This is a genomic window from Conservatibacter flavescens (assembly GCF_002795425.1).
In the GTDB taxonomy this organism is placed as follows: Bacteria; Pseudomonadota; Gammaproteobacteria; order Enterobacterales; family Pasteurellaceae; genus Conservatibacter; species Conservatibacter flavescens.
The window spans coordinates 66,838-91,905 of sequence record NZ_PHHA01000028.1; the positions used below are offsets into that span (position 1 = coordinate 66,838).

The following is a 25,068-nucleotide window of genomic DNA, read 5'->3' on the forward strand; positions in this document are numbered from 1 at the left end:
GCCATTATTTTATTAACTAAAAGGAACTTTATGATGTCGAATCTTTCTGTCGCTAAATTTGGCGGTACTAGTGTCGCAAACTTTTCAGCAATGCAAGCAAGCGCGAATATTGTGATTGCCGACCCCAATACCCGTGTTGTTGTCCTCTCTGCCTCTGCAGGAGTCACTAATTTTTTGGTAGAATTAGCCAATGGATGTGATCCCGTTCACCGTGCAACAGTTATCGAAAATGTCCGCCAAATCCAATATGCCATTTTAGATGAGCTCAAAGATGCCAATATTATTCGTCAAGAAATCGATCGTTATCTTGATAATATCGAATCTTTAGCAGAAGCTGCAGCTTTAGCGACATCGCCAGCACTCACTGATGAATTAATCAGCCATGGGGAAATGATGTCTTCTCTCATTTTTGTCGAAGTGTTACGTGAATTAAATTGCCAAGCAACTTGGTTAGATGTTCGTACCGTTGTTGCAACAGATGAACACTTTGGTAAAGCCTCACCAAATGATGAAAAAACACAGCATAATGCTGATAATGTACTCAAACCACTCATTAATCAAGGTGAATTGGTTGTTACGCAAGGTTTTATCGGCCGCGCACCTTCTGGTAAAACAACAACATTAGGAAGAGGTGGTTCTGATTATTCTGCTGCCTTATTAGCCGAAGTTTTAAATGCAAAAGATGTATTAATTTGGACAGATGTTGCTGGTATTTACACCACTGACCCTCGTATTGCTTCTGCCGCCAAACGTATTGATACCATGAGTTTTGCTGAAGCCGCAGAAATGGCTACATTTGGAGCCAAAGTCTTACATCCAGCGACACTCCTACCTGCAGTTCGCAGTAATATTCCTGTTTATGTAGGTTCAAGCAAAGCGCCTGAACAAGGTGGAACGTGGGTAACACGCGATCCGCAACCTCGTCCAACTTTTCGCGCCATAGCATTACGTCGCGACCAAACCTTATTAACCTTATCTAGCTTAAATATGCTACATGCACAAGGTTTCTTAGCGAATGTCTTCAATATTTTAGCCAAACATAAAATTTCCGTTGATACCATTACAACATCTGAAGTCAGTGTCGCTTTAACCTTAGATAAAACAGGCTCTGCCTCATCAGGTGCGGAGTTATTATCGAATGAATTACTTACCGAACTTAGCGCATTATGTAATGTGAAAGTTGATACTGGCTTATCTTTGGTTGCGCTAATTGGTAATGATTTACATATTGCTGCGGGTGTGGCAAAACGGATTTTCGGCACATTGGAACACTACAATGTACGCATGATAAGCTATGGTGCAAGTACCAATAATATTTGTACCCTAGTGCGCAGCAGTGATGCTGATAATGTTGTACGTGCATTACATGCCGAATTATTTGAATAATCGCATCTACAATCCATCATTTATTCAAATGCGATGGGCGTTGTTAACACAGCGCCCACATTCAAATTTATTTAGCCAATTAAAATATCAAATAGCGGTATATCCCAACTTTCAACAGGTAACATATCCACTTGTTGACAGGCATGGGCTAGCCCAACAGGAATAAAGTGCTTTTGTTGCCAATTTTCCAATGTGCGATCATAGAATCCGCCGCCCATACCTAGCCGGTTCTTTTGCTGGTCAAAGGCAACCAATGGCGTGAAAATAATATCTAATTGTTCACTTGGCCACACCGCTCTTATATCAAGTTGAGGCTCTAAAATGCCAAATGCATTTACTTGCATTTGCGTTGTGGGCATATAAGCGAGAAATAATAAATGCCCTTGACTAAATGGGTGTAAAACCGGCAAATAGACTGATTTTCCCTGCTGCCATAACGCATTAATAAGGCTTTGAGTTGAAATCTCTCCATCAAAAGACAAATAAAGCGCAATATGCTCCGCTTGATGCTGCTCAATAAAATGCAACGCTTGTCGAGTCACTAATCGTTCAGCTTGAGTTTGTTGAAGTGCGGTTAAATTTCGACGAATTTTTCGGATCTGAGAACGGATTTGTTGGCGAGTTTCCATAAAATCAATTCATTGCAGTTTGAGAGGCCCCAGAGTGCCGTTGCGAGTGGCAGTCCTTGAACCCAACGGTTCAAGGGAATTAGTTGTTATTATTTTTAGGCTTCTTAGTCAAGCTAAGCTTGCACACCAATAATAGAGAACCAATTCATAAAGTTTAAAGTATCGGCTCAGGGACGTAACTCACTGGCGAACACTCCAGGAAATTTATAGAATAATACTAACGTAATTTATCAATTTTTCCTAGTATTAATTTTGAGATTATGCTGTAAATCTATTCAAATTATTGCGTTTTGTATAAATTTTGTTGTGTGAGAATATTTTCTAAAGAGTGATCTAATTGTTGCAAACGACTCTGCCACAGATTTTCTGTTGCATCATTTTTTCGTTGTGCTTGAGCAAGTTCATAGCTTAAATTTAACCCAACAATCGCTAATGCCCGTTCTAATTGAACAATACCAGCACGTTCTTTTAACTCAAAAACTTTATTCTCCAATGATTCTGCTGCAGCACGCAAATCTGAATGCTGTTCTTCAGGACAATTTAAGCGTAATACTTGACCAAAAAGGCTTAATTCAATATTTTTAGATGACATTTTTGCCCCTCATATTTTCTATTTTTGTCTATTATGCCATTTTTTCTTATATTTAATCTAGATTTATTGGTGGGCAACTTGTAAGAGTGGTAAAATAGCGGGCAATTAATGTAAGGATTATAAAAATGACCATTGAACTTTCATCTTATGAACAATTTTCAGTCTATCTAGAACGTGAAGGTATTCCCCACTCTGCAGCAGAAGTACACGGTTTGATTACAGGATTAATTGCCGGCGCGGTGTCCCATGAAGATTGGCTAAATTTTGTGTATCAATTTACCAATGACGGCCATGCTTATCCCATGCAGCTACTAAAAGAAACACAACAACTCTACATTGATACTAAACAAAAATTAGCCGACATAGACGGGTTTAATTTCGATTTATGGCTTCCAGAAGAAGATAATATCTTTCAGCGAGCAGACGCTTTATCTGAATGGGTGAGCCATTTTCTATTAGGCATAGGCTTAGCACGCCCGCATTTTGAAAAAGAACTCAACACCCCAGAAATTCGTGAAGCATTTCGGGATTTACAAGACATTTGCATGTTAAGCTACGACGAAGACGATGATCTCGAAGAACTTAATCACGCAGTAGAAGAAATCGTTGAATATGTGCGCACACTCTCAACCTTATTTTTTACGCATTTTGCACAATTTAAACCCATTACATCACAGACAAAAATGTTACATTAAAGCGAGGAAAACATGGACTTAGCATATATGTCGGCTCTACCAACTGAAGAGTTTGTACAACGACGTCAACAGTTATTTGCAAACATGCAAGATAATTCGGCTTTGCTCGTGTTTTCAGAAATCGAGAAACGACGTAATAATGATAGCTGCTATCCTTTTCGTCAAGACAGCTACTTTTGGTATTTAACCGGTTTTAATGAACCCAATTCCGTCTTATTACTACTAAAACAAGCTAACACATACCAAACAGTGATGTTTCTACGGCCGTCAGATCCATTAATGGAAACTTGGCATGGTCGTCGTTTAGGTGTTGAGCAGGCGCCTAAACATTTACATATTGATCAGGCTTTTTCTATACAAGATATTGAACAAATTTTACCTAAGCTGCTCTCAAAATGCAGCATACTTTATCATTTAGCCGATTGGCATGAATGGGCCGAAACGCTATTAGCCCAATTAAAACTTCCCCATGCCCAACATAGCTGGAAACATTGGCTAGATGATATGCGTTTGTTTAAATCTCCCAATGAAATTACCTTAATGCAACAAGCGGCTAGAATCTCAGCGTTAGGACATATTCGAGCCATGCAACAAACTCGCCCTAACCGTTTGGAATATGAAATTGCTGGAGAAATTGAATATGAATTTAATCGGCATGGCGCCCGTTTTCCCGCTTATAATTCCATTGTAGCCGGTGGCCATAATGCATGCATTTTACATTATACTGAAAATGATCAACCCCTTGTTGATGGTGATTTAGTTCTAATTGATGCGGGCTGTGAGTTTGCAATGTATGCCGGTGATATTACACGTACTTTCCCGGTTAATGGCAAATTTACCGAGCCACAAAAAGCCATTTATACCTTAGTACTCAAGGCACAAAAACGAGCCATTGAACTACTCGTTGCTGGCAATTCTATTCAACAAGTTAATGATGAAGTTATTCGTATTAAAGTTGAAGGACTAGTTGCATTAGGCATTTTACAAGGCGATATTAAGCAATTAATTGCAGATAATGCACATCGGCAATTCTATATGCATGGCTTAGGCCATTGGCTAGGATTAGATGTACATGATGTCGGAGAATATGGAGAAAATCGCAATCGGCCATTAGAAGTCGGCATGGTTGTGACCGTAGAGCCTGGATTATATATTCCGCTAGATGCAAATGTTCCCCATCAATATCGCGGGATCGGCGTTCGCATTGAAGATAATATTCTGATCACTGAATATGGCAATAAAAACCTAACCAGTGCGGCGCCAAAAGAAATTGACGATATTGAACAACTGATGTGGAATGCCAATCATGTATGATGTTGTAATCAATGGTGGTGCAATGACAGGTTCAACGTTGGCATTAGCACTCACTCATCTCACACAAGGCAAATGTCGCATTGCCATTATTGAAAAGCAATCCCCGAGCCTACATCAACATAGCGGCTTCGATAGCCGTTGTATTGCGCTGTCTGATGGTACATGCCAACGACTTGACCAAATCCAGCTTCCACATGGACAATCTTTGTGGTCTCAAATGCAGCCAATTATCACTCCAATTCAGCATATACATGTTTCTGATAAAGGGCATTTTGGCCTAGTTGAATTTCATGCTAAAGAATTTAATTTACCTCAGTTAGGTGTGGTAGTTGAACTTTCTGCAATGGGAAACTTATTATTACAACAAATTCAACGTTGCCCTAATATTGACTATATTTGCCCGGACGAAATTCAACAGATTGAACGAACCAAACAAATCGTTCACATCACACTGAAAAACGGTCGACGCTTGACCACAAGCTTATTGGTAGGAGCTGATGGCGCCAATTCCAAAATCGCTCACACATTCAATATGACACAAGACATTATTCGCCAATACGGACAAACGGCAATCATCGCGAATATTCAACCTCAACAAGCGCATTTAGGACGCGCTTTTGAACGATTCACTGATGAAGGCCCGATTGCGCTCTTGCCCATGGCAAATAATCTTATGACTCTCGTTTGGTGTGTTAAGCAAGCCGAGCCGCTTCTCCATTTATCAGATGCCGCTTTTCTTAGCCAACTTCAACAGCGATTTGGCTGGCGATTGGGAAAATTACAACAGTGTGGCCCACGTGTTGCCTACCCGCTTCATTTAACCAAAGCCTCTCATAGTATCCAACCTCGCGTTGTACTTATTGGCAATGCCGCACAAACATTACATCCGATTGCAGGGCAAGGATTTAATTTAGGGATTCGTGATGTGTTAAACTTAGCCAAGATTGTCAGCGACGCTTTTATGCAACAACAAGACTGGGGAGAATATAAGGTATTACAACGTTACGCAATGAAACGCACAGCCGATCAACAAAGCATAATAAACTTAACCGATGGTTTAGTTTCTCTTTTCTCTAATCATCTTTTACCTATGCAAATTGGGCGTAATCTAGGCTTAATCACACTGGCACAGTCACAGCTACTGCGCCAATATTTTGCGAAACCAACTTTAGGGTGGATTTAAATGAAACATGTGGATGTCATTATTATCGGTGGAGGTATGGTGGGATTAGCACTCGCAGCCCGTTTAAAGCAATCCTCCCTATCATTATGTATAATTGAAGCTTTTCCCCCCGCGTTGGATTTCTCAAGTTATGCGCCACGTGTTAGTGCATTAAACTTATCCAGTGAAAAGCTCTTACAACAAATTGGCATATGGCAAGAATTACAACAATTACGCCTAACTCCTTATGATAAAATGACAATTTGGGAAAAAGATAGCTTTGGCCGTCTTGATTTTACCACGCAAGGATTAGGTATCAATCACTTAGGACATATCGCTGAAAACCACCTTATTCAAGGTATCTTGTGGCAACATGTCATGCAACAAAAAAATGTCGATATTATAACCGCACTTCCACATCGGTTAGACATTAATCCACATACCGCTATTTTACAGCTTGATAACCATGAAATGATCTCAGCCAAATTAGTGGTCGGTGCCGATGGTGCAAACTCTTGGGTTCGCCAACAAGCTAATATCCCCTTAGTATTCCATGATTATGGCCACCATGCTCTTGTCTGCAATGTTAATACACAAGAACCGCATAACCATTGTGCGCGCCAAATTTTTTCCTCTGACAGTATATTAGCGTTTTTACCTCTAGATAAACCTAATTTATGTTCTATAGTTTGGTCTTTACCTCCAGAGCAAGCCAAACAATTACATAGCTGTGATGAAATAAGCTTTAATAAAGCCCTAAATGTCGCATTTGATGGTCAGCTTGGCCTATGCCAAATCACTAGTGAACGTAAAATATTTCCTTTGACTGCGCGTTATGCTCGAAATTTTGCCCACCCTCGTATTGCACTTATTGGCGATGCCGCTCATACCATTCACCCTTTAGCCGGCTTAGGCGTAAATCTTGGTTTTCAGGATGTAGAAAGTCTAGCAAAAACACTATTGGAGAATGAAGCTGCTCATTTAGACATTGGAGAATATCGCTATCTGCGTCATTATGAACGGACACGTAAAGTCGAGGCGATGAAAATGCTAGCCGCAATGCAAGGGCTCAAATCCCTATTTGAAGGCGATCATCCACTAAAAAAATGGGTACGCGGTATAGGTTTAGCCACAACACAACAGCTCAATTTCGTCAAAGACCAACTGATAAAACAGGCATTAAACCTATAAACAAAAAAGAGCAAGCGCTATGCTTGCTCCGAAATAGATTATTTCTTATGTGATTTTGCCTGTTCTTTCATTTTGGCACTAATTTCACGGCGTTGTTTTGATAATTCCGCATTACGAATCATATATTCATCAACACGTCCTTCATAATCATCATGCATATTCGCAATGATCGCACGCACATCCTCAATACTCATATCATCATTAATATATTGGTTCAGATTATCAAGTAATAGTACACGTTTTTGATTATCACGGATTTTACGATCATTGTCCGCAATATCACGCTTTAATTTATTTTTTAGACGATACATACGCACATACTCTAAGACATCTTGAAAAGATTGTTTGTTAACATTTTCCATAGCTAATTTCTCTAAATAAATAACACTAACCCTAATTTAACGGTTTTTCTTTGTTTCGTCAAAAAATATTAACCGACTTTTTCTAATTTTGCTAAGGCGGCAATGAGCCACTTAATCCCCTGATTTTGAAAGGCTATTTGTAAACGAGTATTACTTTCTACGCCCTCTACATTAATAATCGTGCCAATACCAAATTTTTCATGCTTCACTTTTTGCCCCATCTTCCATACCGCATCATCATTTAACAATGCAGAAGCATTTACTGTAGCTGCCCGATTATATGCGCGGGTCACGGTTCCACGTAGACGAATTTCTTGAATGCACTCCTTTGGCAACTCACTAATAAAACGCGAAGCGACATGGCGCTCTTCTTTACCATATAAACGGCGGCTTTCAGCATAACTAATGGTTAGCTTTTTCTTCGCGCGGGTAATCCCTACATAGGCTAAACGACGCTCTTCCTCTAAACGCCCCTGCTCCATTAAAGACATTGCACTCGGAAAAATACCTTCTTCAACACCAACCATAAACACGCGTGGAAATTCCAGGCCTTTCGCTGCATGTAAAGTCATCATTTCAACACAAGCTTGGTGAGGAGAGGCTTGTGTTTCACCCGCCTCTAACGATGCATGGGTTAAAAATGCGGTTAAATCGGTCATATCTTCCACTTCATCCGGTTTAACAAACTCTCGGGTTGCTGAAACTAATTCTTCTAAGTTTTCAATACGCACTTCACCTTTTTCGCCTTTTTCCTGCTGATACATTTCATATAAGCCGGAATGTTTGATCACAAAATCAGTTTGAGCAAAAAGTGGCATTTCTTCTGTTTCTTGTTGTAATGAATTAATCAATTCCCTAAAACGTAGTAATGCGGTAGAGGCACGCCCTGCTAATAAGTTTTCATGAATTGCGATCTGTGTCGCTTGCCAAAGTGTGACTTGTCGTTCACGGGTTAAATTACGTAAGATGTCTAATGTTCGATCGCCTATCCCTCTCGGCGGGGTATTAATCACTCGCTCAAACGCAGCATCATCTTGACGATTAGCAATTAAACGTAGATAAGCCAACGCATCTTTAATTTCTTGACGTTCAAAGAAGCGCATTCCGCCATAAATACGATAAGGAATATTTGCACGAATTAATGCTTCTTCTAATACACGTGATTGGCTATTACTCCGGTATAGCACCGCACAATCGTCTAATTTTCCACCGTCTTCTAACCAAATGTTAATTTGTGATGAGACAAAAAGTGCTTCATCTAATTCATTAAATGCCGCATAAATCCCCACCGGTTCTCCTGCGCCATCTTGTGTCCAAAGATCTTTTCCTAATCGATTGTGGTTGTTAGAAATGAGTTGATTTGCGCTATTCAGAATATTATTAGTAGAGCGATAATTCTGCTCCAAACGAATGGTTTGTGCCTTAGGGTAATCACGTAAAAATTGCTGAATATTTTCAATTTTCGCGCCACGCCAACCATAAATAGATTGATCATCATCACCAACAATCATCACATTACCGGTATCTCCCGCTAATAAACGAATCCAATCGTATTGAATCTTGTTAGTATCTTGAAACTCATCAACCAAAATATGCTGAAAACGTTGCTGATAACGTGCGAGTATGACAGGTTTTTTAAGCCATAACTCATAAGCCCTTAACAATAACTCAGCAAAGTCAACTAAACCCGCACGGTTACAGGCATCTTGATAAATTTGGTAAATGCGAATCCATTCTCTTTCTTGGCGATCATCGCCAGCATCAAGGTGATGAGGCCGCAATCCTTCATCTTTTTTATTATTAATATACCAACATGCTTGTTTTGGCGGAAATGCCTTTTCATCAAACTGATGTAACTTCATCAAGCGTTTAATTAAACGCAACTGATCGTCTGCATCTAAAATTTGAAAATCTTGGGGTAAATCGACGTCTAAATGATGAGCGCGTAACAATCTATTGGCGATACTATGAAATGTTCCAACCCACATGCCGAATAAACGCTGTTCAGCTAAAGTGCTTTCAATACGGTGGCGCATTTCTGCTGCGGCTTTATTGGTAAATGTCACGGCCATAATATTCCCCTCAGGCACATTTTCGACACCAATAAGCCAAGCTATGCGATGAGTTAAAACACGGGTTTTGCCGCTTCCAGCCCCTGCTAATACAAGATAATTTCCAATAGGCGCTGCGACTGCTTCTCGTTGTTTATCATTTAAACCATCAAGTAATTCTGAAAAATCCATGCATTCCACCACTGTTTTTTTATACAGACCCATTATAACAATATTTTAAAATTTGGATAGTAGCAACCGCAAAAAAGTGCGGTCAAAAATACCTAATTTTTATATACCAATAGAAAACATGATAAAACACTAATGTACTAAAAAGGCACTTTAGCCTGAAAACACAAGGGTTCTCCTGTAATGGGGTGAGTAATTTGTAGTTGTTCTGCATGCAAGCATAAACGCGATGACATCGCCTTAGCCTGAGGGTGAGCATAGAATTTATCGCCTAAAATCGGATGCCCGAGCGCTAACAAATGTAAACGCAATTGATGAGAACGTCCTGTGATGGGAGTTAACTTTACACGAGTGCTATTATTCGATAACCGTTGTAAAACGTGAAAATGTGTGATGGCTTTTTTTCCTCGTTCAAAACAAATAATTTGGCGAGGTCGGTTTTCCCAATCGCAAATCAATGGCAAATTTATTGTCCCTTGAGTTTCCTTCAAATGCCCCCAAACTAACGCTTGATAATGTTTTTTCGGTTCACGTTCACGAAATTGGCGCTTTAATTCCCTGTCAGCTGCTTTACTTAAAGCAAATAGTAACACTCCACTCGTTGCCATATCTAAGCGATGAGCCGGTTCACAGAACCCATATTTGGCTTTTACCCGACTCATCGCGCTATCAAAATATTGAGGCTGACTGCCTGGAACAGACAATAAACCACTCGGCTTATCTACTGCAATAATATGATTATCCTGATATAAAATCGTTAGCGGTTCCACCGGTGGATGATATTCAATGAGTGCCATGTTATTCCTTATTACTGATGATCACACGCAGGCTATCTAAACGCCATGTTGCCTGCTCAATCTGCTGTAAAGATTGTTCACGTACTTGTTCTAATGCTTCAATTTCACTTTGACGAATCGTTTTATTGACTGCTTTTAACCCATATAAACGCGTTAATTCATAACTTAAGGTACTGTCTGCTCGTTGTTTCGCTTCACGCAATACATTTTCCACTAAATTGGGTACTTGTTTTTCTGCTTTGGCCAATAACGCCACAATCTTCGCTTTTGCCATTTTCACCACTTTAATCGCCATGTTTTTACTCAGCGGTTTTAACTGTTTATTCAACCCATTGAATGAAACCTGTGAGGCAATATTTGTACCATGAACATCTAATAAAACTCGAATCGGTGTCGGTGGCAAAAAGCGATTGAGTTGCAAATAATTGGGGGCTTGAACATCAACTACATAAATCAATTCTAACAATAATGTGCCTACTGGTAATCCTTTATTCACCAGCAACGCAACCGTTGTTTTACCTATATCACCTGTGGTGATCAGATCAATGCCCTGACGAATCATCGGGTGATCCCAAGTCAAAAATTCAATATCTTCTCGCACAAGGGCTTGTTGTCGATCAAAGGTAATAGTTATACCTTCTTCTTTTAAGCCTGGAAAATCCGGTATTAACATATGGCCCGTTGGCGATAACACAATGGATTTTTCCCCTAAATCCTCTTGTTCAACTCCTATAATATCAAATAAGTTCAAAGCAAAATTCACTAAATCCGGTGATCCATCTGCTTTAGCAATACGCTCCGCTAACTGTTGAGCAGCTTCGCCACCACTTGAATTAAACTCAAGTAAACGATCTCGCCCTTGTTCTAGCGCTTGTTTTAAATGCTGTTGCATATGGCGCGTTTGACGAATAAAGCTTTCAAAGTCTGCAAGTGCGGTCGGATTTTGTAAAAAAAACTGTAATTTTTCACCGCACTTCTCAAATAATGTTTCCCCCATTGGGCAAGTTTCTTCGAACGCATTCAATCCTTCATGATACCATTGCGCTAGTCGAGCTTGAGGGGAATTCGCAAAACAAGGCACATGAATATGAATATCACGCAGCTGTCCAATACGATCTAAACGACCAATACACTGTTCAAGCAAATCTGGCGAATCCGGCAAATTAAATAATACTAAGTGACAAGCAAATTGAAAATTTCGTCCCTCAGAGCCAATACTAGAACTCAATAATATCTGCGCGCCTTCTTCTTGCTGTGCAAAATACGCCGCTGCCCGATCTCGTTCAACAATCGACAACCGTTCATGAAAGACTGCTGCTCGAATACCTTCTTTTTCACGTAAAGCCTGCTCGAGTTGAATTGCCGTATCCGCCCGCTGACAAATCACTAAGATTTTCTCATTACGCTGTGTCTTGATAAATTGCAACAACCATTCTACTCGCGGATCAAACTCCCACCAACGTACATCAGCATGAATTTGTTGAAAAATTTGTTCAGGATTAAATCTTGTTTTGAGATCAAGCTCCCCGAGAGAACTGACAACATTCATCGCATTAGCATATTGCTTAGGTTGTTCAAGGGTAATTTGATGGTAAATCCGATGCGGGAAACCTTTTACACTTTGCCGTGTATTACGAAACAATACTCGGCTAGTGCCATGACGATCAATTAACTGTGTAATCAACTCCTGACGAGCATGATCACTTTCCTCAGTTTGGGAAGCGATCGCTTTAAAAAGTGGCTCTACATCCTGCTCAGTCAATAATGCCGCAATATGATTTTTGTCCGTATCCGTCAGCTGTTGCCCATTTAATAATATATTAACGGCTTGAGCGACAGGCTGGTAATGTTGCTGCTCCTGAACAAAGGCTTGATAATCATAAAAACGATGGGGATCAAGTAAACGAAGACGTGCAAAATGGCTCTCTTGCCCTAATTGTTCTGGCGTGGCAGTTAACAAGAGCACAGCGGGAATAACATGCGCTAATTGTTCGATCAATTGATATTCCACACTTGGTGCATGTTCTGTCCAAGCGAGATGATGGGCTTCATCTACAATCAAAAAATCAAATCCAGCTTGCCTAATTTGTTCCACGCGTTGCGGATACTGCTCTAACCAATCTAATGCACAAATAATTAAACTTTCTGTTTCAAAAGGATTAACCCCCTTTTCCTCTTCCTCTGTTGGGGCAAAGTCTGCGCAACGTTCTTCATCGAACAAAGAAAAAGCGAGATTAAACCGACGTAACATCTCAACTAACCATTGATGCTGTAAATTTTCAGGCACAATGATCAACGCGCGCTCTACTTTGCCTACAAGCAACTGCTGCTGTAAAATCATACCCGCTTCTAAGGTTTTACCTAACCCTACTTCATCAGCTAATAACACTCTTGGGGCTATACGTTGGCTAATACTTTGTGCGATATGTAATTGATGAGGAATAAGGTTTGCGCGAAAACCTCGCAAACCACGCAATGATGATTGAAATTGCGCCTGTTGATTTAATAGGGCTTGATAACGTGTGACAAAGTGCTCATTACGATCAATTTGATCTGCCCATAGACGTTCTTGTGGCTTACTCACACTCATGTGATGAGAGAGCGCCTTTTCTGGAATAAGCACTTCTGCTTGAGTTTCCACACATCTTGCGCGATAAGTAAACACTCCCTCTTGCTCTAATACTTCTAATACATCTGCTGACCACCCATCCTGATGGAAAATACGATCGTTAATTTGAAATTGCACCCGAGTTAGCGGCGCAGATGCAAGCGCATATACGCGTTTTTCATCTGAAGCTGGAAATAAAATGGTCACTGTGCGTATTTCCACACCAACAATAACACCTAAACCTAAATTATTTTCACCTTCACTAATCCAGCGTTGTCCTACTGCAAATACCATTTTTATTCTTCTATTGCTTAATTAAGGCGCGTATTTTAGCTTCATTTCAATAAAAAATGTAGGGTTTATTCATCTTTATTAGTGAGATTTTCCCTTTGCTCAATCCCATTTATTTAACCCTAATGAACCATAGCCAAAGCACAAAATCCAAGATAACATAGTGGTTTATTTGCTACAAAAATATCAATTTTTGTTTGTGCGCTCACAAAAATTAGATCCTATACTTGACATATAAAAAGTGCGGTGCAAAAATTCACTAAATTTTCTACTAAAGGAACCAATATGAATTATTTTGAAATCATTAAAAAGGAATTTTTCGGTGGCTGGAAACCTTTCGAAGTCATTTGGATAATTGTTTTTGTCGGTGCACAAATTTGGGCATATACACAAAACCCAGACACACTACTCGGCATGGTTTCCGGTATCGCGGGTTTATTATGTGTCATCTTCGTCAGCAAAGGAAAAATTAGTAACTATTTCTTTGGACTCATTTTTGCCTATACCTATTTCTATGTCGCATGGGGAAGCAATTTTATTGGCGAAATGAATACGGTGCTTTATGTCTACCTACCGGCTCAATTTATCGGCTATTTCATTTGGAAAGCCAATATGCAAAAAGATTCTCAAGGCAACGAAAGTGTTAAAGCAAAAGCCCTAAGTCTAAAAGGGTGGATTATTTTACTACTCGGCATTATCGTATGTTCTTACTTCTTTATTTTGGCAGTACGTGCCGCAGGCGGTAGTTCCGCAGCGTTAGACGGTACAACGACCATTATTACATTCACTGCGCAATTATTAATGATTTTGCGCTACCGTGAACAGTGGTTATTATGGATCGTTCTCAATATCTTATCTATCGCCTTATGGGCGGAAACCCCTGCTATGTACATTATGTTTACAGGGTATTTAGTCAATTCTATTTACGGCTATTACAACTGGCGACAACTCACTAAAAGCGCAAATAAAACGCCTGAGTTAGCGTAATAAAATCCGGATGATACTGGCTATTTTCATCATAAATAGCCAGTATTTTTTTCTCCCTTGGCCTTTCTTGAAAAGCAAAACTTAATAGCATACGCTGTGGCGTTTTACCGGTTTTCGTGATGATATCCGTTTGCGCCACACAATAAAGTGCGGTGGATTTTGCCCATGTTTTTAACTGTTCTCCCGCAGAAAAAGGCAAGACAAATGCAATATTCCCTTCATCACTTAAGCAATCAGCAGCAATCCTTAACCAATCCAAATGCGTGAGTGTATCAGTATAACGCGCGAGGTGACGAGCGGTCGAACGGCATTGACAGCCTGTTTCAAAATAAGGTGGATTCGCGACAATTAAATCAAATTTCTGATTATTGCTTTGGGAAAACGCCACAATATCACGATGAAAAAGCTGAATACGTTCACTCCATAGAGATTGTTGCACATTAAATTGAGCCTGTTTAAACGCTGCTTCATCTAGTTCAACTGCCGATAGCTGCGCCTGAGGATAACGCTGTGCTAACATTAACGTCAATAGCCCTGTTCCTGTGCCAAGATCTAAAATATGGCTTGGATTGGTATGAGAAGCCCACGCTCCTAATAACACCCCATCAGTCCCGACTTTCATCGCAGTATGTTCTTGTTCGACATAAAATTGTTTAAAACGAAAACCTGACATCGCTCCTCCGTTTGGCACTTAAATCCCTACCATTCCCCATAGAGAGTTTAAGTTTCCCTCAGTACAAACTTAAACTATACCCTATTTTGAGCTATAATTCCCGCTAGTTAATTTACATCATACTGAGAACACAATGAATTTACCGCAATTTGACCACTTTGATCTTGCTCCGGAACTATTAAAAGCTATCCGTGATAAACATTATTCACGTCCAACCACAGTACAGCTCGAGGCAATCCCAGCTGCAATGGAAGGGCGTGACGTATTAGGTTCAGCCCCCACCGGAACAGGCAAAACAGCGGCTTTTCTCTTGCCTGCGATTCAACATTTATTAGATTATCCGCGTCGCAAACCCGGCGCCCCGCGCGTACTTATTTTAACACCAACTCGTGAACTGGCGATGCAAGTTGCAGAAGAAGCAGAACACTTTGCTCATTACACGCACTTAAGCATTGCCACTATCACAGGGGGCGTAGCCTACCAAAATCACGGTGAAATATTCAACCAAAATCAAGATATTGTCGTCGCAACCCCAGGGCGTTTATTACAATACATTAAAGAAGAAAACTTTGATTGTCGAGCCGTTGAAATTCTTATTTTTGATGAAGCCGATAGAATGCTTCAAATGGGCTTTGGGCAAGATGCCGAAAAAATTGCTGCCGAAACCCGTTGGCGTAAGCAAACACTACTCTTTTCTGCCACATTAGAAGGCGAGTTATTGGTCGATTTCGCACAACGCCTACTAAACGATCCAATACACATAGAGGCAGAACCGAGCCGTCGCGAACGGAAAAAAATTCAGCAATGGTATTACCATGCTGATAGCGTTGAGCACAAAATTAAATTATTAGCCCGCGCCATCGAACAAGAGCAGGTGAGCAAAGGGATTGTCTTTGTTCGTCGCCGTGAAAATACGCGTGAACTGTCAGACACCTTACGTAAACGGGGTATCCGTTCAACCTATCTCGAAGGCGAAATGGCACAATCTCAACGCAATAACGCGATAGATAAACTGAAACAAGGGCTGGTCACAATATTGGTGGCGACAGATGTTGCTGCGCGAGGCATTGATATTGATGATATTAGTCATGTATTTAACTTCGATCTTCCTTACAGCGCGGATACCTATCTCCACCGCATTGGCCGTACTGCACGTGCAGGCAAAAAAGGAACCGCTATTTCTTTTGTTGAGGCCCATGATTACAAGTTATTAGGTAAAATTAAGCGCTATACTCAAGAAATACTCAAAGCGCGTATCATTGAAGGCTTAGCCCCTAGAACGAAAGCACCAAAAGATGGTGAAATAAAATCAATGACCAAAAAACAAAAAGCTTACATAAAACAAAAACGAGAAGAGAAAAAAGACGCACTCAAAAAGAAAATCAAAGTACGTCATAAAGATAGCAAAAATATCGGTAAACGTAGACAACCTTCGAATAAAATTGAAGGCCATCAAACTTAGAAAATAAACACAAAATATACCGCAATCGCTACGACAAAGCGGTAAATTGCAAAAGGTATAAAGGAGATTTTTTTAATTACATTTAAAAACGTTTTTATAGCAATGAGCGCCACCAAAAAGGCCGTAACAAAGCCAACCGCGAACATCGGTAAATCTGCCCAAGTTAAGAAATCAAGGCTTTTATACACATCTAATACGGTGGCGCCCATCATCATAGGAACGGCTAGCATGAAAGAATATTCCGCAGCGGCATGACGTCCTACGCCCATTAATAATCCCCCAGAAATTGTCGCCCCTGAACGGGAAAAACCCGGCCACAACGCTAAACATTGAAATAATCCAATCGCAAAAGCTTGTTTATAGGTCATTTGATCAACGGTTTCTGCACTCACTTTCGGGCGACATTTTTCAGCAATAATCAACAATACCCCTCCAACAACTAGCGAATACATCACCATCTCTGGACTGAATAACGCTTTAATATTACTGTGAAAAATCAGCCCTAAAATAACGGCAGGAATCATGCCAAGTATAATATGCATTAAGGTTAAGTGCGGTTCATTTTTGTTAATTTCTTGTCCAAAATGAATTCCAATTAAACCAAATAACTTGCGCCAAAACATGACCACAACTGCTAAAATAGAACCAAGCTGAATAATCACTTCAAAGGTTGCGGCTTTTTCGCCTTCAAAACCTAACAAATGTCCCACAATGATCATGTGGCCTGTTGAAGATACCGGCAAAAACTCTGTCAGTCCCTCAACAATACCTAAAATAAACGCAATAAATAATTCAGACATAACTTCCTCAAAGATAAATAATAAAAATTAACCGCACTTTTAACGGCAAAATTAAGCATTTTCGATACTAAATGCCAAAACATCAGAGATTTTGTCTGCTCCCAGTGCAATCATCAATAAACGATCCACACCTAAAGCCACGCCTGATGAACTCGGTATTCCAGCTTCTAATGCCGCTAGAAAACGTGAATCAATAGCACGCTTAGGCAATCCCATTAATTCACGGGAACGATTATCTTGTTCAAAACGATGCAATTGTTCTTTCGCATCGGTCAATTCATGAAAACCGTTTGCTAACTCTAATCCTCGATAATAAAATTCAAAGCGTTCCGCGACACGATGGTCTTCGGAACTAACCTGTGCTAATGCAGCTTGGCTGGCTGGAAAATGATAAACCGCGATAGGACGTTCTTGCCCAATTTGAGGTTCAACAACTTCACTAAATAGGAATTGTAATAAAGTATCTCTTGATTCATCTTCCTCTGCTTGAAAGCCGTGTTCTCTTGCTTTCGCAACCAATTCTTCTTTTTCAGCTTCTAAGGGGTCAAGCCCTACATATTCTTGAAACACAAATTGATAACTTAAACTTTCTGCCGGCTCGCAATCTAAAATTTGTTGCAGCAAATCGTCAACTTCATTAATTAAACGATACATATCAAAATGTGGACGATACCACTCTAGCATCGTAAATTCTGGATTATGTTTACGCCCTGCTTCCTCATTACGAAAAACATGGCAAAGCTGAAAAATTGCCCCACTTCCAGCCGCCAACAAACGCTTCATATGATATTCGGGGCTTGTTCCAAGCCACAATGTTTTAGATTGAGCCTCAAAAGGCGCCACAAACTCTGTGCTAAACGTTGATAAATGTACATCAGTCACACCAAATTCACTTAACACCGGCGTTTCCACTTCTAATACACCACGATCGGTAAAAAAACGACGGATCTCTGCAATAATTTTTGCTCGAGCAAGTAAATTTTTAATTGGCGCTGATGGTTGCCATTGTATTTCTGCAGACATAATAATTTCCAAATAAAAAGAGCGGTCTATTTTAACGAAATTTTTATGAGATAGAAACCAGGACAGCTATTTTACTGCCCTGTGATAAGAATTAAGAACGTCCAATATGATATTGGCGCAATTTATTAGCAATGGCGGTATGGGACACGCCTAAACGTGCCGCCAGTTTTCGAGTGCTAGGATACTGTTCATAGAACTTACGTAATACTGCCTCTTCAAAATGACTTAAAATCTGTTCAAGTGTTTCATCACCAAATTGGGCAATATCCATAGATTGAATATCATGTTCAATCAGGCTCAAATTTTCAATGGTTAATTGGCCATCAGTGGCTAAAGAACTGGCTCGATATAAGGCATTATAAAGCTCACGTACATTACCTGACCATGGATAATTGATTAAATACTGCATAAATTGTGAATCAAAGCGCGGAGGGCGAATCTGTAACTGTTGACAAATCTTATCTAAAAATAGATCCACTAATGCCGGCACATCTTCTTTCCGCTCACGTAATGGCGGAATATCTAGGGTTAAGACATTGAGACGATGATATAAATCGCTACGCACTTTACCTTGTTCAACATAATTTTGTAATGGGATCTGAGAGGTACAAATCACCCGTACATCTGCATATTGTTCTTTTTCTTCCCCAACCCGACGGAATGTCCCATCATTTAAAAAACGCAATAATTTCGCTTGTAATTCTAAAGGCAATTCTGCCACGCCATCTAACAAAACTGTGCCACCGTCAGCATATTCAAAAAAGCCCATGCTTTCCTTACCTTTTGCCCCACTACCGAACATTTCTGTTTCTGCATCGTCTTTGGGCAATCCTGCACAATTGACCGCAATAAATTTAGCTTGTTGGCGATGGCTTAAGGCGTGGCAAGCTTTAGCAAGTAATTCCTTTCCTGTCCCGGTTTCACCTTGGATCAGCAAAGGCGCATCTAATAAGGCAAATTTTTTCGCCTTATCAATAAGCGCAGACATTTTAGGACTAATGAAAATAATTTCTGAGAAATCATGACTTTGATTTGCACTAAACGCCATACTAACCTCTTACAAACACATTATTATTACGGTACTGTAAAATCTTATGCTTGCTTTGGCAAGTTTTATTTACACATTAAGCTTTCCCATGCACTATTATCTAATTCTTTACCAAAGTGACTTTCGACCAAACGACGGGTAATCTCTGTTTGTGGCGCACTAAACAGTTCTCTTGTTGTTCCATACTCTATCATTTGCCCATTATCCATCACTAACACTTCATCAGCCATGTGTTTAATGATTCCCAAATGTTGCCCAACATAAATATAAGAAACCCCTAGCCGATTTTGCAATTCCAACATTAAATTAATCAATTGCGTTTTTACTGAAGAATCAAGAGAACCTAAAGCATCATCAGCGATAATAATTTCAGGCTCTAGAATCACTGCCCGAGCTAATGCAACACGTTGTTTTTGACTAATCGACATGGTACTAATTTTAATATTTGCATGATCAGGATATAACCCCACCATACGCAATGTTAAACCAATTTTTTCATTACGCTCATGCACTGTTAAATTCGTCAACAAACGCAGTGGCGCATCCAAAATTTGTCCCACATTCAAACGCGGATTAAATGCATTATTCACATCTTGGAATACCATTCGAATATGTTTAGCGCGATACTCATGATCTCCAAAGTATAATTCATTACCATTAAATAGTATCTTTCCCGCGCTCGGTTCTGTAATTCCAACGATCATTTTCGCTAACGTTGATTTCCCAGATCCATTATGCCCAATAATCGCTAATGTTTTTTTACGCTCTAAACTAAAACTGATTTGATTAACCGCAGAAAATCGGCGTTGTCCAAATAGCCCAACACTATCTGTAAAGGATTTGCTTAAATCTTCTACTTGTAATAATGGGGTCATTGTTCTTCTTCCTTTTCCACATGGCTTAAAGTAATCGGTGTTAATTCTGCTATTTTTTTCCGACTTACACGTAAATTTAACGGAAAATGACAAGCAAACTCATGTTGTTTAATACGTTGCATCGGCGGTTTATGGACACATTTTCGCTGGGCAAACGGACAGCGCGGGCCTAAACGACAGCCTATCGGCATTTCTTCTAACATTGGCACAGTGCCTTTTAAAGTATTCAATCGACTTTTCAAAGGTAAAGGCTGGCTGAAATCAGGAATAGAATGCAATAATGCCATCGTATATGGGTGATGTGGTGTCGCCAGTATGCTCTCCACTGGCCCAGCCTCTGCATTTTGCCCACAATACAGTACACTAAATGTATCGCACCATTCACTAATACTGATAATATCATTACTCACTAACAGCACTGATGTGCCATGATTTTGATTCATACTGGATAATAAGCGGAATATCTGAGCCTGAGTTGTCGCCTCAACAGAATGCGTGGGTTCATCAGCAATCAATAAACGAGGCTGATTAGCGACCGCAATCGCGATCATGACTTTCTGCCCTTCCCCTTCTGTAATTTCGTGAGGATAGCTCTGCATAATATCTTTATGATCTTTAATGCCGACACGATGCAAAAGTTCTATTGCGCGGCGTTTTTTCCAACCAAACCATTGCCACCAACGTCCCTTAAACGTTGAAAAAGGGATATGTTCAATGAGTTGTTTACCAATTTTTTTACTCGGTTCAAGACAACTTAGCGGATCTTGGAAAATCATAGAAATTTCATTACCCACCAACTTTCGCCGTTTACTTGGGCTCAGTTTTAACAGCTCAATATCATCAAAACGAAAACGATCAGCTGTAATCACCCAATTGTCTTTTGCGGCATTGCAAATCACTTTAGCAATTAAACTTTTACCAGAACCACTTTCCCCCACCAGTCCACAAATTTCGCCTTCGTTTAATGTAAGGCTCACATTATCCACCACTCTAACACGACCATTAGGCGTTTTTATTTCAATACAAAGATTACGAATATCTAATAATGCCATTCTTTTATTTAATCCTCATATTTTTGTATGGCTTTACATAAACCATTGCCCAAAATAATGACGGTTAAAATAACAATAATAATTGCTATACCGGGTAAAATGACCGTCCAAGGTGCTAAATAAATTAAATCTAAAGAATCTCGTATCATCGCGCCCCATTCTGGTTGAGGGCGCTGCGCACCGAGTGAAATAAAGCTTAATGCACTAATATCAAACACCGCAATAGTAAAAGCGCGCGCTATCTCTTTAACATAAGGTACGGCTATATTTGGCAAAATCGCTTCGCGTAATAATGTTAAATTGGAAGCACCGTCTAAACGTAACGTTAAAACATATTCTTTAGTTAATTCTTTTCGTACCGCTTGATAAACTTCATGAACAAAGTGTGGTAATAACGCTAATAAAATGGCTAACATTGCATTAAGCAAGCTCGCCTCCATTAACGTGGCTATGATAATAGCAATTAATAAGATCGGCACAGATAGAAAAGCATCAAGAAAATGGCCTAATATACGTGACTTTAACCCCTCACTCATTCCAGCCAATACCCCTAAGGCCCCTCCGACAATAGCCGTTGCAATAATGACTAATGTCGCGCCTCCAAATGTATATTTAGCACCAATAATCAGCCGACTTAATACATCTCGACCAATATCATCGGTTCCCAAAAAATAAGTTACCGTTCCTTGATCATTCCAAGACGGCGGTAACAGCTCTTTCCCCACAAACTGCATATCACTGGGATAAGGGGCTAGCCATGTCCCGAAAAGTGCGGTCAAAATAAATAAAATAAAAAGATAGAAACTGAATAGGGCAAGTCGATCTGTGCGGAAATATCGCCAGATATTCAATAAGGCTTCTCGCTCACGAAATTCTTCCGGTTCTTTATCTTGCATACCAGCCCTTCCGATGTAATGGATCAAATAAAAAAGCGACAAGATCACTCAATTGATTGACCGCAATAATTAATAAACCAATCACCATAATACTGGCGGAAATCGCATTATAATCTTCCTGAGCTAATGCGTCGATTAACCAACGCCCAATACCAGGCCAACCAAATACATTTTCAATCAACATACAATGGGCCATCACTAATGTAAAAATTCGTGGAAATTGTGGCACAATCAGCGGCAATGTATTACGCAATACCAATTTGCGCATAATCTTAAACTTTGACCAACCTCGTGTCGCGGCAACCTTAACAAAATTTTCTCGCATTAAAAATTCTGCCCGCTGTTGCACTAAACGTGTCATTTCCATAGTAGGTGAAATCATTAAGACTAATGTTGGTAAGATCAAATGTTGTAATACATTTTGAATCACCTTAATTCGATAAGGTTGTTCCATAAACCACACATCAATTAGAGCAAATCCCGTCACTGTCTTAATTTCATAGAGTAAATTAAACTGTCCAACTGCCGCGATTTCCCAATGATATAACGCAGCAAAATACAACAATAAAGGCGCAATCCAAAATACCGGAACAGACAGTCCCAAAGAGGACACGGCGTGAATACTTTTTCCTAAGATATTTTGATGATTCCAAGCGCCTATCAATCCCAAAGGAATACCTAATAACAACGCCAATAAAATGGCGGTAATACAAAGTTCTACGGTTGGCGGCAATACCGTTAAAATTAATGTCAGTAATGATTCTCCACCGTTATAACTAATCCCTAAATTCCCTTGTAATACATCTCGGATATAACTGAAATAACCCAAATGAAAATGCGCGGTCAGCAATTCTTGATTTAAAGGATCGCGTAACAAAATGTGATAGCTCACAAAGGATAAAATAAATAAGGTTAAGACAATCAGAAATAAACGGCGAGCCAAAGAAAAAATCATGGCTTCCCTCCTTGTTTTGTCAAGGATAAGGTTTCAAAACGAATACTGCCAAATGCAGACATATTTAAGCCTTTTACCCGACTATCGGCTATCAATACACGCTTCACATTCGCAATGGGCACAATGGGAACTTGTTCAAAAATCGTTTGTTGTGCAATATTATAATCCAAATTACGCGTTAATGTGCCACGATGTCGAAGTGCTCGATCAATCATGTCATCAAATGGGCGATAACACCAATTTGATAAATTCGTTACTTCATTTTGTGTGCCACAACTTAAAATGGGGCGTAAAAAGGTATCGGGATCAAAAGTCCCCGCTAGCCAACCGGTTAAGATCAAATCATAGTCTTCCGTTTTCGCCTGTAACTGTTGCATCAAATAGTTCCGTGATACATTTTTCACTTTAACATTGACACCAACTTTGGCCAAATCCATTCGGATCAACTCTGCCATTTTTATGGGCGCGGGGTTATAGACTTGCTCTTCATTCACCACCCACATCGTCAAATCTAATTGGCGATCTGACAACACCGTTTTTGCCCACTGAGGATCGTAATCGTAGTCAAAGCGTTGAGTTTTATTGTTCACCGCCCAAGAAATTTGTGGAATAATCCCTTCAGCGACAGTTGCGGTATCATAATAAATATGACGAACAATGCGATGACGATCGATACTTTTGGCTATCGCACGGCGCAACAATATATCGTTCATTGCCTCTTTCTGAAAATTAAAGGCCAAGAAAGATAAATTCATACCTTCTGTCGACTGCACTAAAAAACGTGAATTATCTTCTTTAAATAGTCCCAGTTGGCTGACTTCAGGGAATGCGACAATCTGACATTCTCCGTTAAAAAACTTCGCCAAACGCCCAATACGACTAGTGGACACATCAATAACAATATTTTCAATTTGAGGTTTTTTACGCCAATAATTTTCATTGCGTACTAAACGCACCACTTGATTACGCATATAATTTTTAAGTTGATAAGGCCCCGTCCCTACGGGCAACAAATCTAACTGGGCTAAATTATTATCTGCATTTAGCTGTAATGCATATTCACGGGAAAAAATAATGGCATATTGGCTTGCCAAATGGGAAAGAATTGAAGCATCAGGCGAAAATAATCGAATTTCGACCTGATAAGGCCCCACTGCTCGTACGCTTTCAATCTTACTTTTCAAATTAATACTTTCAAAGTAAGGGAAACGGGCTTTTTTGACCAAATTATTAAAAATCGTATATTGAGGACTATCAAAAGCTCGCGCATTATCTAACGTTGGCAAATCCTCATTATGCCCCAATACTCGATTTAAAGAGAAAACCACATCTTCTGCATTAAAATCACGCGTAGGGGTAAACCATTCGGTATAATGAAATTTCACCCCTCGTCGCAAATTAATAGTGATGACTTTGCCATCTAATGAGACATGATAAGACTGCGCAAGTACGGGCGTGACCTCAGAAGTATGATTTTTTATTTCAAAAAGCTTGTTATATATCTGTTCCGTCACCACATTCATACTTGTACCGGCATCGGCTGTTTGTGGATTAAAAGAAAATCCGGAAGCATGAGTACAATAAATGAGACCGTTTTGAGTCAGTTCGTCTGGCACACGTGGCGCAGCCAAAACCTCTGTGGCCCCACATGCCATAATGGAAACGGCTGCAAAAAAACACTTGATATTCCACATAATTCATTATCTTCTATTCATTATGAGAGAATTGTAAGATATATTAGAAAAATATGCTATTTTCATTTGGAGATGTTTATGATTACAAGCTTTTTATTCCTTTCTGTCTCTGCGTTTTTAGTGTGCATACTTATCGTGCCATTTTGGTTATATTTGCACTATAAAAGCAGAAGCCAAATTCATATCAATTTGAGTATTGAAGAAAAACAGCAGCTACAACAACTAGAGAACGAGGCTAAACAATTAGCACAACGCATTAACACGCTAGAAGCGCTATTGGATTATCACCAACCCAACTGGCGTACAGATACAACAAACCCCTAACAATATTATTAA

Annotated in this window: 23 protein-coding genes and 1 other RNA gene; 8 read left to right on the forward strand and 16 right to left on the reverse strand. The window is 39.8% G+C overall.

The features are described 5' to 3' along the window. Nucleotides 1-33: 33 nt before the first annotated feature. Nucleotides 34-1,386 carry a lysine-sensitive aspartokinase 3 gene (gene lysC / locus CVP05_RS10950; RefSeq protein WP_100289609.1) on the forward strand — a complete coding sequence of 451 codons (1,353 nt, stop codon included), beginning with the start codon at nt 34-36 and terminating at the stop codon, nt 1,384-1,386. A 71-nt stretch (nt 1,387-1,457) separates the two neighbouring features. Here lysC and CVP05_RS10955 read toward each other — a convergent pair whose 3' ends face one another. The 3 genes from CVP05_RS10955 to CVP05_RS10965 form a co-directional block, all read right to left on the reverse strand. After that, nucleotides 1,458-2,015 carry a 5-formyltetrahydrofolate cyclo-ligase gene (locus CVP05_RS10955; RefSeq protein WP_100289610.1) on the reverse strand — a complete coding sequence of 186 codons (558 nt, stop codon included), beginning with the start codon at nt 2,013-2,015 and terminating at the stop codon, nt 1,458-1,460. Between the two features lie 22 nt (nt 2,016-2,037). After that, a non-coding RNA gene (ssrS, locus tag CVP05_RS10960) (6S RNA) lies at nt 2,038-2,220 on the reverse strand. A 75-nt stretch (nt 2,221-2,295) separates the two neighbouring features. Continuing rightward, complete coding sequence (locus CVP05_RS10965; RefSeq protein ID WP_100289611.1) at nt 2,296-2,607, reverse strand: cell division protein ZapA; 312 nt, start codon at nt 2,605-2,607, stop codon at nt 2,296-2,298. A 125-nt stretch (nt 2,608-2,732) separates the two neighbouring features. Between CVP05_RS10965 and CVP05_RS10970 the strand changes: the two genes are divergently transcribed. The 4 genes from CVP05_RS10970 to CVP05_RS10985 are packed head-to-tail and all read left to right on the forward strand — an operon-like array spanning nt 2,733 to nt 6,969. Continuing rightward, entirely contained in the window at nt 2,733-3,302 is a 570-nt protein-coding gene (locus CVP05_RS10970; protein WP_100289612.1) for a UPF0149 family protein, read from the forward strand. A gap of 12 nt (nt 3,303-3,314) precedes the next feature. Then, nucleotides 3,315-4,616 carry a Xaa-Pro aminopeptidase gene (gene pepP / locus CVP05_RS10975; RefSeq protein ID WP_100289613.1) on the forward strand — a complete coding sequence of 434 codons (1,302 nt, stop codon included), beginning with the start codon at nt 3,315-3,317 and terminating at the stop codon, nt 4,614-4,616. Beyond that, nucleotides 4,600-5,799, forward strand: a complete 1,200-nt coding sequence (gene ubiH, locus CVP05_RS10980; RefSeq protein WP_100289614.1) for a 2-octaprenyl-6-methoxyphenyl hydroxylase — start codon at nt 4,600-4,602, stop codon at nt 5,797-5,799. The genes pepP and ubiH overlap by 17 nt, the downstream gene beginning before the upstream one ends. Next, entirely contained in the window at nt 5,800-6,969 is a 1,170-nt protein-coding gene (locus CVP05_RS10985; protein ID WP_100289615.1) for an FAD-dependent monooxygenase, read from the forward strand. 38 nt (nt 6,970-7,007) lie between these two features. Here CVP05_RS10985 and CVP05_RS10990 read toward each other — a convergent pair whose 3' ends face one another. From CVP05_RS10990 to rapA, 4 genes are all read right to left on the reverse strand, one after another. Next, entirely contained in the window at nt 7,008-7,331 is a 324-nt protein-coding gene (locus tag CVP05_RS10990; protein ID WP_100289616.1) for a DUF496 family protein, read from the reverse strand. A 68-nt stretch (nt 7,332-7,399) separates the two neighbouring features. Continuing rightward, nucleotides 7,400-9,574 (reverse strand): DNA helicase II, encoded by a 2,175-nt coding sequence (uvrD, locus tag CVP05_RS10995; RefSeq protein WP_100289617.1) that lies wholly within the window; start codon nt 9,572-9,574, stop codon nt 7,400-7,402. 137 nt (nt 9,575-9,711) lie between these two features. After that, complete coding sequence (rluA, locus tag CVP05_RS11000) at nt 9,712-10,368, reverse strand: bifunctional tRNA pseudouridine(32) synthase/23S rRNA pseudouridine(746) synthase RluA (protein ID WP_100289618.1); 657 nt, start codon at nt 10,366-10,368, stop codon at nt 9,712-9,714. Between the two features lies 1 nt (nt 10,369). Next, nucleotides 10,370-13,270 (reverse strand): RNA polymerase-associated protein RapA, encoded by a 2,901-nt coding sequence (gene rapA, locus CVP05_RS11005; RefSeq protein WP_100289619.1) that lies wholly within the window; start codon nt 13,268-13,270, stop codon nt 10,370-10,372. 282 nt (nt 13,271-13,552) lie between these two features. On the opposite strand from rapA, the gene pnuC reads away from it, so the two are divergent. After that, nucleotides 13,553-14,254 (forward strand): nicotinamide riboside transporter PnuC, encoded by a 702-nt coding sequence (gene pnuC, locus CVP05_RS11010; RefSeq protein WP_100289620.1) that lies wholly within the window; start codon nt 13,553-13,555, stop codon nt 14,252-14,254. On the opposite strand, the gene CVP05_RS11015 is transcribed toward pnuC, so the two are convergent. Beyond that, complete coding sequence (locus CVP05_RS11015) at nt 14,220-14,927, reverse strand: tRNA1(Val) (adenine(37)-N6)-methyltransferase (protein WP_100289621.1); 708 nt, start codon at nt 14,925-14,927, stop codon at nt 14,220-14,222. The genes pnuC and CVP05_RS11015 overlap by 35 nt on opposite strands. Before the next feature lie 133 nt (nt 14,928-15,060). Here CVP05_RS11015 and srmB point away from each other — a divergent pair, with 133 nt between their 5' ends. Next, complete coding sequence (gene srmB, locus CVP05_RS11020; protein WP_100289622.1) at nt 15,061-16,389, forward strand: ATP-dependent RNA helicase SrmB; 1,329 nt, start codon at nt 15,061-15,063, stop codon at nt 16,387-16,389. Here the strand turns inward: srmB and bacA are convergent. The 8 genes from bacA to CVP05_RS11060 all read right to left on the reverse strand — a co-directional run bounded on the left by bacA (nt 16,386) and on the right by CVP05_RS11060 (nt 24,732). Next, on the reverse strand, nt 16,386-17,189 hold the full coding sequence (gene bacA, locus CVP05_RS11025) for an undecaprenyl-diphosphate phosphatase (protein WP_100289623.1): 804 nt from the start codon (nt 17,187-17,189) through the stop codon (nt 16,386-16,388). The two genes, srmB and bacA, sit on opposite strands and share 4 nt — an antisense overlap. Nucleotides 17,190-17,240: 51 nt before the next feature. Beyond that, entirely contained in the window at nt 17,241-18,212 is a 972-nt protein-coding gene (epmA, locus tag CVP05_RS11030; RefSeq protein ID WP_100289624.1) for an elongation factor P--(R)-beta-lysine ligase, read from the reverse strand. A 91-nt stretch (nt 18,213-18,303) separates the two neighbouring features. Further along, entirely contained in the window at nt 18,304-19,260 is a 957-nt protein-coding gene (locus CVP05_RS11035; protein WP_100289625.1) for a sigma 54-interacting transcriptional regulator, read from the reverse strand. Between the two features lie 65 nt (nt 19,261-19,325). Beyond that, complete coding sequence (locus CVP05_RS11040; RefSeq protein WP_100289626.1) at nt 19,326-20,135, reverse strand: peptide ABC transporter ATP-binding protein; 810 nt, start codon at nt 20,133-20,135, stop codon at nt 19,326-19,328. After that, nucleotides 20,132-21,187 (reverse strand): peptide ABC transporter ATP-binding protein, encoded by a 1,056-nt coding sequence (locus CVP05_RS11045; RefSeq protein WP_100289627.1) that lies wholly within the window; start codon nt 21,185-21,187, stop codon nt 20,132-20,134. Before CVP05_RS11045 ends, CVP05_RS11040 begins: the two co-directional genes overlap by 4 nt. Nucleotides 21,188-21,195: 8 nt before the next feature. Then, entirely contained in the window at nt 21,196-22,083 is an 888-nt protein-coding gene (locus tag CVP05_RS11050; protein ID WP_100289628.1) for an ABC transporter permease subunit, read from the reverse strand. Then, on the reverse strand, nt 22,073-23,038 hold the full coding sequence (locus CVP05_RS11055; RefSeq protein WP_100289629.1) for an ABC transporter permease: 966 nt from the start codon (nt 23,036-23,038) through the stop codon (nt 22,073-22,075). Before CVP05_RS11055 ends, CVP05_RS11050 begins: the two co-directional genes overlap by 11 nt. Beyond that, on the reverse strand, nt 23,035-24,732 hold the full coding sequence (locus tag CVP05_RS11060) for an ABC transporter substrate-binding protein (protein WP_100289630.1): 1,698 nt from the start codon (nt 24,730-24,732) through the stop codon (nt 23,035-23,037). The genes CVP05_RS11055 and CVP05_RS11060 overlap by 4 nt, the downstream gene beginning before the upstream one ends. A 78-nt stretch (nt 24,733-24,810) precedes the next feature. On the opposite strand from CVP05_RS11060, the gene pspB reads away from it, so the two are divergent. After that, a complete protein-coding gene (pspB, locus tag CVP05_RS11065) occupies nt 24,811-25,056 on the forward strand; it encodes an envelope stress response membrane protein PspB (RefSeq protein WP_100289631.1) in 246 nt (81 codons plus the stop codon). Nucleotides 25,057-25,068: the final 12 nt, after the last annotated feature.